We start from the raw sequence: 6,944 nt of genomic DNA on the forward strand, positions 1-6,944 counted from the left end.
AAACCATTTATTACTATATTTAATAATGAAGTTAATGTTTAAAAACGGTCAACCATATTTAGGGACGTTCACTCATCACCCATCTCCCATCTCCCATCTCCCATCTCCCATCTCCCATCTCCCTTTTCTACCCATAAATCATGAACAAAAAAAAGAGAGCATGCCATAGCATACTCTCTTTTGTGGGTGATTAATGGGGTTCGAACCCACGACCTTCGGAACCACAATCCGACGCTCTAACCAGCTGAGCTATAACCACCGTGTTTGTTTGTTTTTTGGGTGACTAATGGGTTTCGAACCCACGACCTTCGGAACCACAATCCGACGCTCTAACCAGCTGAGCTATAGCCACCGTGTATTTTTTTTAGGTGTTTCAAACACATTCACCTTTTTCTTTGTATCGGACGATGAGGGTCACCTACCGTTACGACTATTTTTTTTGGGTGATTAATGGGTTTCGAACCCACGACCTTCGGAACCACAATCCGACGCTCTAACCAGCTGAGCTATAACCACCGTTTTTGTCTTATTTTGACGCTTGCAAAGGTAGCCATATTTCCTTACGTTGCAAGCATTTTTTTAAAAATTTTACATCAAATCATCTAAACGATTGACTGCCAAATACCTTTCTACAGTAAATCCTTCTGCATGTTCTCGATTTATCAACCGTCCTAGGTCCTGTGCACGATACACAATACTATCGAGGAAGTTTTTGGAGGTAATAGGCGTTGAAGGTTCTTTGGAGTTTACATCGTAGAATTGAGTTCCATAAGCCAATACGGACTGCATTTTTTGATCGATAAATCCCGTTACATCGACTACAAAATCAGGTTCAATGTTTTTCCATTGGATGTAGTGATACACCAATTTAGGGCGCCAAGCCTCCTGTTCCACCCCGTTTATTGCGGTTTCAATCCGTCTTAATCCCGCCAAAAAACAAGCATCAGAAACTAATTTACTGCCCTTTCCGTGATCAATATGACGATCGTCAATTGCGTTACACAATACAATTTCAGGCTTGTATTTGCGAATCATTTTGATAATTTCCAACTGATGGGCTTCGTCATTGACGAAAAAGCCATCGCGAAAACCCAAGTTTTCTCGCACGGATACACCTAAAATAGCGGCGGCGGCGGCGGCTTCTTGTGCTCGAATCTCCGCACTCCCTCTTGTTCCTAATTCGCCTCGCGTCAAATCGACAATACCGACTTTTTTACCCAGGTGAATTTCTTTTGCAATTGTTGCGCCACATCCCAATTCGACATCATCTGGATGTGCGCCAAAAGCTACTATATCTAATTTCATACGCTTAAAATAAAATCTTTTTCATGGTGGTGGATTTATTGACGGTTTCCACAAATTCACTTGTGGGATCACTATCTGCCGTCACTCCACAACCGATATATAAATTTACTTGATTTTTTTCAATTTCCATACAGCGCAAATTGACAAACAACTGGCTTGATGTTTGATTTTGCGGCGTGGTATCATTCAATAGGCCCAAATATCCAGCATAGTATTTACGCACATACCCTTCTTCTCGAAGGAGAAAATCGCGGGCAGCTGATTTGGGCATGCCACATACGGCAGGCGTTGGATGGAGTACATCGACAATTGTTTTCAATGCGCCTTGGTTCAACTGGGCTTCAATACTCGTACAAATGTGCATGACTTTAGCGGCGCGTTTGGTAAAAGGCGAAGAAACTTGAATCTCACCACTAAACGGCTTCAATTTGTCCACAATAAAATCCGTTACATACTGTTGCTCTTCTTTTTCTTTATCCCCCCAGTACACCTCTTCTTTTCCGTGATTGACCTGTGTTCCTGCCAATGCCATGGTACGCAGGGTTTGTCCTTCTAACTCAAGGAGGGTTTCGGGGGTTGCCCCCATCCACAGGCCAACTTTTGGATGGTAGATCACATAACAAAAAGCTTCGGGATAAGCCGCAATAAGTTTGGAGAACAAAGCAGGGAGTTCCTCTACTTCTCTGTTGATCACTTCTTTTCGAGAGGGTACAACTTTTCCAAAATGACCTTGATGAATCCCCTTTACACAGCGACCTACCAAATCCTCAAAATTGGCTTTAGCGGGTTGCTCCTCATAATTCAACTTAAAATCCAATCCAAAGGAGACCAATTGCTCCTGTTCTAGCGCTACATCTTCCTCTAGTTGCACGGAGGCATCAAACGGAATATAAAAGCGCACGCCTTCATAAAAAGGCGCGAGAACAAATCCTTTCTCTTTAAAAGTAGAAACAAGATGCAGGGTGGCATCTTGTTGAAACAAGCCCTTTACGAGGGGCTGGTTTGGTTTTTTATACAGAACAAAAGGCTTGTCTTCTTTTATATGCGTGGACCACGTTTCATATAATTTCATTACCCCTTGTTTTTTTCGATTACTATATTGGTGATTTTACACACGGATAACAACACATCGTTCTCATCCGTAATTCGAATTTCCCATAAATGGAGGGTTCGACCCCGATGGATTAAGCGCGCTGTTCCTGTCACTATCCCTGCTCGTTTGCTGCGCACGTGATTGGCAGAAATCTCAATACCGCGAATCTCTTGTTCTCTTGGGTCAATCAACATCAGAGAAGCTCCACTTCCCAAGCTCTCTGCCAGTGCGACCATTGCCCCGCCGTGCAATAAACCCGCTGGTTGATGTACGCGTTCATTTACAGGCATTGTCGCCACTAAAAACTCTGGGCCGGCGTCAATATAATGAATTTCCAATGTTTCCATTAAGGTGTTTTTCGTCACCTTGGCATACATGGCTAATACCTCTTCTTTATTAAAATCCTTTCTGCGTTTCACATTCATACTATAACTAATTTTAGGCGTCTTAAAAGTAAGCCAAAAAAGATGCACTCGTCTTAAAAATATTATAATTCTTTCTTTTTTGAAAGTAGCAGTACATTTCTTCTGCTCCAAGCCTGAAGTGTATCCTATTTTTTTAGTATTTTTAAGCCCTTAAAATAAAGAACCAATTTTAGTATAAGGAAACGAGTAATGGAAGATATCCAAAAAGAAGTTCACAACGCTTTTGAAGTGATTAAAAATGGCGGTATTATTTTGTATCCCACGGATACGATTTGGGGCATTGGTTGCGACGCAACGAATTCGGAAGCCGTCAAAAAGATCTATCAATTAAAACAACGTGCAGAAAGCAAAAGCATGATTGTATTAGTAAATGGCGATCGCCTTTTACACCGTGTTTTTCACAATATTCCAGAAGTTGCTTGGGAGATATTAGAATTCAGTGACAAGCCAACGACCTTAATTTTAGACAACCCCAAGCTGGTTGCTCCTGAGATTATTTCGGCAGACCACTCTTTAGGTGTTCGAATTGTCAAAGATACTTTTTGCTACAATTTGATTGAACGCATGAAGGTGCCTTTGGTGTCAACCTCTGCAAATCTCAGTGGTTTTCCTTCTCCCCAAAATTTTATGGATATTGATTTACGCATTCTCGAAGGTGTGGATTACGTGGTAAACCTCAAACAACAGGAAACCAAACCCCACAAACCTTCTACTATCATTAAATTAAAAGAAAACGCACAGGTAACGATCATTAGAAAGTAAACGGTGCCATTTGAAACTATGACCTTAGATAACCCAACCTATAAAGAAGCCCTACAACACCCTATCTTTGAGATTATTACCCAAGCCGCAACAAACTTGAAGGTAGATGCTTATGTAATTGGCGGTTTTGTACGCGATTTTTTATTGCAAAGAGATACAAAAAAAGACATTGATATTGTTGCCGTTGGCAGTGGTATTGCATTGGCTTTAGCCGTATCAGAATTGTTACCCAATCACCCTAAAGTTCAGGTATTTAAAAACTATGGCACAGCCATGTTGCGCTATGACGACATTGACATTGAGTTTGTTGGTGCGCGCAAAGAATCCTATCACTTTGACAGCCGCAAACCCGTGGTGGAAGATGGAACACTCGCTGATGACCAAAACAGAAGGGATTTCACGATCAACGCCTTAGCTTTGTCGCTCAGTGCAGCTACCTTCGGACAATTGGTTGATCCCTTTAATGGGATTGAGGATTTAAAAAACAAATTAATCCGCACGCCTTTAGATCCCGATATCACCTATTCGGACGATCCTTTGCGTATGATGCGCGCCATTCGCTTTGCGACCCAGCTCGATTTTACCATTGAGGAGGCTTCGATCGAATCCATTACAAAGAATGCAGATCGCTTGGAGATTATTTCAGGAGAGCGCATTGTCGATGAATTGAATAAAATTCTACTGGCAGACAAACCGTCTAAAGGGTTTTTGTTGCTGTATAAAACGGGCCTACTTCACTTGATTTTACCCGAGTTAATTGCGTTAAACCAGGTAGAAGAAATCGAAGGACATACCCATAAAAACAACTTTTATCACACCCTGGAGGTGGTGGATAATATTGCACAAAATACGGACGACGTGTGGTTGCGTTGGGCAGCCCTTCTGCACGATATTGGAAAAGCACCAACTAAGCGCTTTTCTAAAAAACAAGGTTGGACCTTTCACGGCCATGAATTTTTGGGCAGTAAGATGGTTAAGACGATTTTTACTCGCCTCCATATGCCGTTGAATCAAAAGATGAAATTTGTACAACAAATGGTCATGATGAGTTCAAGACCTATTGTTTTATCACAAAAAGAAGTAACGGACTCCGCCGTTCGCCGATTAGTTTTTGATGCAGGCGAAAATGTAGAGGATTTAATGATTCTATGTGAGGCAGATATCACAACTAAAAACCCTAATAAGTTTAAAAAATACCACCACAACTTTCAACTGGTTCGCCAAAAGATTGTTGAAGTGGAAGAAAGGGATCACATCCGCAATTTTCAACCGCCAATTACGGGAGAGGAGATTATGGCGCTATTCAATCTACAACCCTGTAGAGAAATTGGCACTTTAAAAGAAGCGATTAAAGAAGCTATTTTAGAGGGCGTTATTCCAAATGAATATGACGCAGCATACGAATTTATGTTGGCAAAAGCGGAAAAAATGGGACTAACAATTGTAAATAAATAATACTATGAAAAGCTCTTTTTTACCTTTGGCGAAAATTTCACTCGTACTCGTGTACTTGGTGATCTTCGCAGGAGCAGCGGTTCGGATGACTGGTTCGGGCATGGGATGTCCAGATTGGCCAAAATGCTTTGGTTACTACATTCCGCCAACTGACGAAGAAGTTCTGATGTGGCAACCTGATCGCCTTTACGAAAAGGGACAAATGATTATTCACGATGACGCACTCTGGAAAGCAAAAGACACATTCACCACCTCTTCTGTTTACGACGAGACACATTGGGAAAAATACACCAGACACGATTACGCCAAATTCAATCCTCAACACACCTGGACAGAATACGTCAATCGCCTCTGTGGTGCCCTAGCGGGGCTAGCCTGTCTTGCTTTGGCTATTGCTTCCTTTAGCATGTGGAAAACCAGAAAAATACTCGTTTTCGCGTCTTGGTTGGTGGTGTTCTTAATGGGCTTTCAAGCTTGGCTGGGGGCAACGGTTGTGTACTCTGTCCTCAACCCAATCAAAATTACCGTTCACATGGTGATGGCCCTAGTGATTGTAGCCTTGCTCATCAACATCATTAAAATTGCCAAGAACAAAACCGAAATCAAAAAATACAATGCAACTTTCCGCGTATTAACGGTTATCACGCTATTGTTAACCTTAGCTCAAGTGGTATTGGGAACCCAAGTACGCGAATTTGTAGACGAACAAGTAAAAGCGGGAATTACCAATGAGCATTTGTGGTTAAATGACCCTACGCTACAGTTTTACATTCACCGAAGCTTCTCCATTCTCGTTTTTGTTTTAAATTTTTATTTATTCTTTTTAAACAAAAAACTAAACTTGGGATTCTCTAAGGTAAAATGGGTGGCTATTCTCCTCGTTTTGGAGATACTAACAGGTATCTTAATGCAGTACGCCCATTTCCCATTTGGCTCTCAAGCGGCGCATTTAGTCCTTGCCTCCATCCTGTTTGGAGTACAGTACTATCTGTTCTTAGAGGCGAGAAAATGCTACTACAGCGGCAAAAGCTCCTTAGACTAAACTTGTATACAATATAGAAAGAAAAAAGACGTTTACTTACTACGGTAGTTAAGCGTCTTTTTTTTTGACTTACTTAGGTTTACCCCAGAATAGAACCCAATTTTATAACAAATAGATCACTACTCCCTTAATAAACCCTTAAATAATTTGGAACATTAGATAAAAACCCTGTATTTTTGCACTTATTATCAGAAAGTTTAACCGTATTGCATCTTACAACAAGCATTTCGATTTTAAACTTTTAACCCCCATTGCTATGACAACAAAAAAAATTGGTATTACATTTAGTTCTTTTGACTTGTTACACGCAGGTCACATCAAGATGTTAGAAGAAGCTAAGCGTCAGTGTGATTATTTAATTGTAGGTTTACAAACAGACCCTACGATTGATAGACCCGAAAAGAATAAACCTACACAAACTGTAGTAGAGCGTTATATTCAACTAAAAGGATGCAAATTCGTGGATGAAATTGTTCCGTACGCAACAGAACAAGATTTAGAAGACATCCTACGTGCCTTTCATATTCACGTAAGAATTATTGGTGATGAATATGCAGAAAAAAACTTTACAGGTAGAAGTTACTGTGAAGAAAAGGGCATTGAGTTGTATTATAACGCAAGAGACCATCGGTTCTCCAGCAGTTCCTTGCGAAAAGAAGTCGCTGAAAAAGAAAACGGAAAAGTAATTGCGATGTAAGCATATAAGCCTGAGACGATTGTCTTGGGCTTTTTTTTTGGTGAGTGGTGAGTGGTGAATAGTGAATAGTGAGTGGTGAATAGTGAGGAGTGAGTGGTGAATAGTGAGGAGTGAGTGGTGAATAGTGAGGAGTGAGTGGTGAATAGTGAGGAGTGAGTGGTGAAT

7 protein-coding genes and 3 tRNA genes are annotated in these 6,944 nt (G+C 40.9%); 4 read left to right on the forward strand and 6 right to left on the reverse strand.

The window, feature by feature from the left end; translation table 11 throughout:
- Nucleotides 1–185: 185 nt before the first annotated feature.
- The 6 genes from ACPDHL_RS15840 to ACPDHL_RS15865 form a co-directional block, all read right to left on the reverse strand.
- Nucleotides 186–259: transfer RNA gene (locus tag ACPDHL_RS15840), tRNA-His, on the reverse strand.
- A gap of 19 nt (nt 260–278) precedes the next feature.
- Nucleotides 279–352, reverse strand: a tRNA-His gene (locus ACPDHL_RS15845).
- 90 nt (nt 353–442) lie between these two features.
- Nucleotides 443–516, reverse strand: a tRNA-His gene (locus tag ACPDHL_RS15850).
- A gap of 72 nt (nt 517–588) precedes the next feature.
- Complete coding sequence (gene bshB1, locus ACPDHL_RS15855) at nt 589–1,305, reverse strand: bacillithiol biosynthesis deacetylase BshB1 (protein WP_430533691.1); 717 nt, start codon at nt 1,303–1,305, stop codon at nt 589–591.
- Nucleotides 1,306–1,309: 4 nt separating this feature from the next.
- Entirely contained in the window at nt 1,310–2,377 is a 1,068-nt protein-coding gene (locus ACPDHL_RS15860) for a chorismate-binding protein (RefSeq protein WP_430533692.1), read from the reverse strand.
- Nucleotides 2,377–2,823 (reverse strand): PaaI family thioesterase, encoded by a 447-nt coding sequence (locus ACPDHL_RS15865; RefSeq protein WP_430533693.1) that lies wholly within the window; start codon nt 2,821–2,823, stop codon nt 2,377–2,379. Before ACPDHL_RS15865 ends, ACPDHL_RS15860 begins: the two co-directional genes overlap by 1 nt.
- Nucleotides 2,824–3,012: 189 nt before the next feature.
- On the opposite strand from ACPDHL_RS15865, the gene ACPDHL_RS15870 reads away from it, so the two are divergent.
- The 4 genes from ACPDHL_RS15870 (at nt 3,013) to ACPDHL_RS15885 (ending at nt 6,779) form a co-directional block, all read left to right on the forward strand.
- Nucleotides 3,013–3,585 (forward strand): L-threonylcarbamoyladenylate synthase, encoded by a 573-nt coding sequence (locus ACPDHL_RS15870; protein ID WP_430533694.1) that lies wholly within the window; start codon nt 3,013–3,015, stop codon nt 3,583–3,585.
- An 18-nt stretch (nt 3,586–3,603) separates the two neighbouring features.
- A complete protein-coding gene (locus tag ACPDHL_RS15875; protein WP_430533695.1) occupies nt 3,604–5,040 on the forward strand; it encodes a CCA tRNA nucleotidyltransferase in 1,437 nt (478 codons plus the stop codon).
- Nucleotides 5,041–5,044: 4 nt separating this feature from the next.
- Nucleotides 5,045–6,082 (forward strand): COX15/CtaA family protein, encoded by a 1,038-nt coding sequence (locus tag ACPDHL_RS15880; protein ID WP_430533696.1) that lies wholly within the window; start codon nt 5,045–5,047, stop codon nt 6,080–6,082.
- Between the two features lie 256 nt (nt 6,083–6,338).
- Complete coding sequence (locus tag ACPDHL_RS15885) at nt 6,339–6,779, forward strand: adenylyltransferase/cytidyltransferase family protein (protein WP_430533697.1); 441 nt, start codon at nt 6,339–6,341, stop codon at nt 6,777–6,779.
- Nucleotides 6,780–6,944: the final 165 nt, after the last annotated feature.

The organism is Myroides sp. C15-4, from assembly GCF_050522745.1.
In the GTDB taxonomy this organism is placed as follows: Bacteria; Bacteroidota; Bacteroidia; order Flavobacteriales; family Flavobacteriaceae; genus Flavobacterium.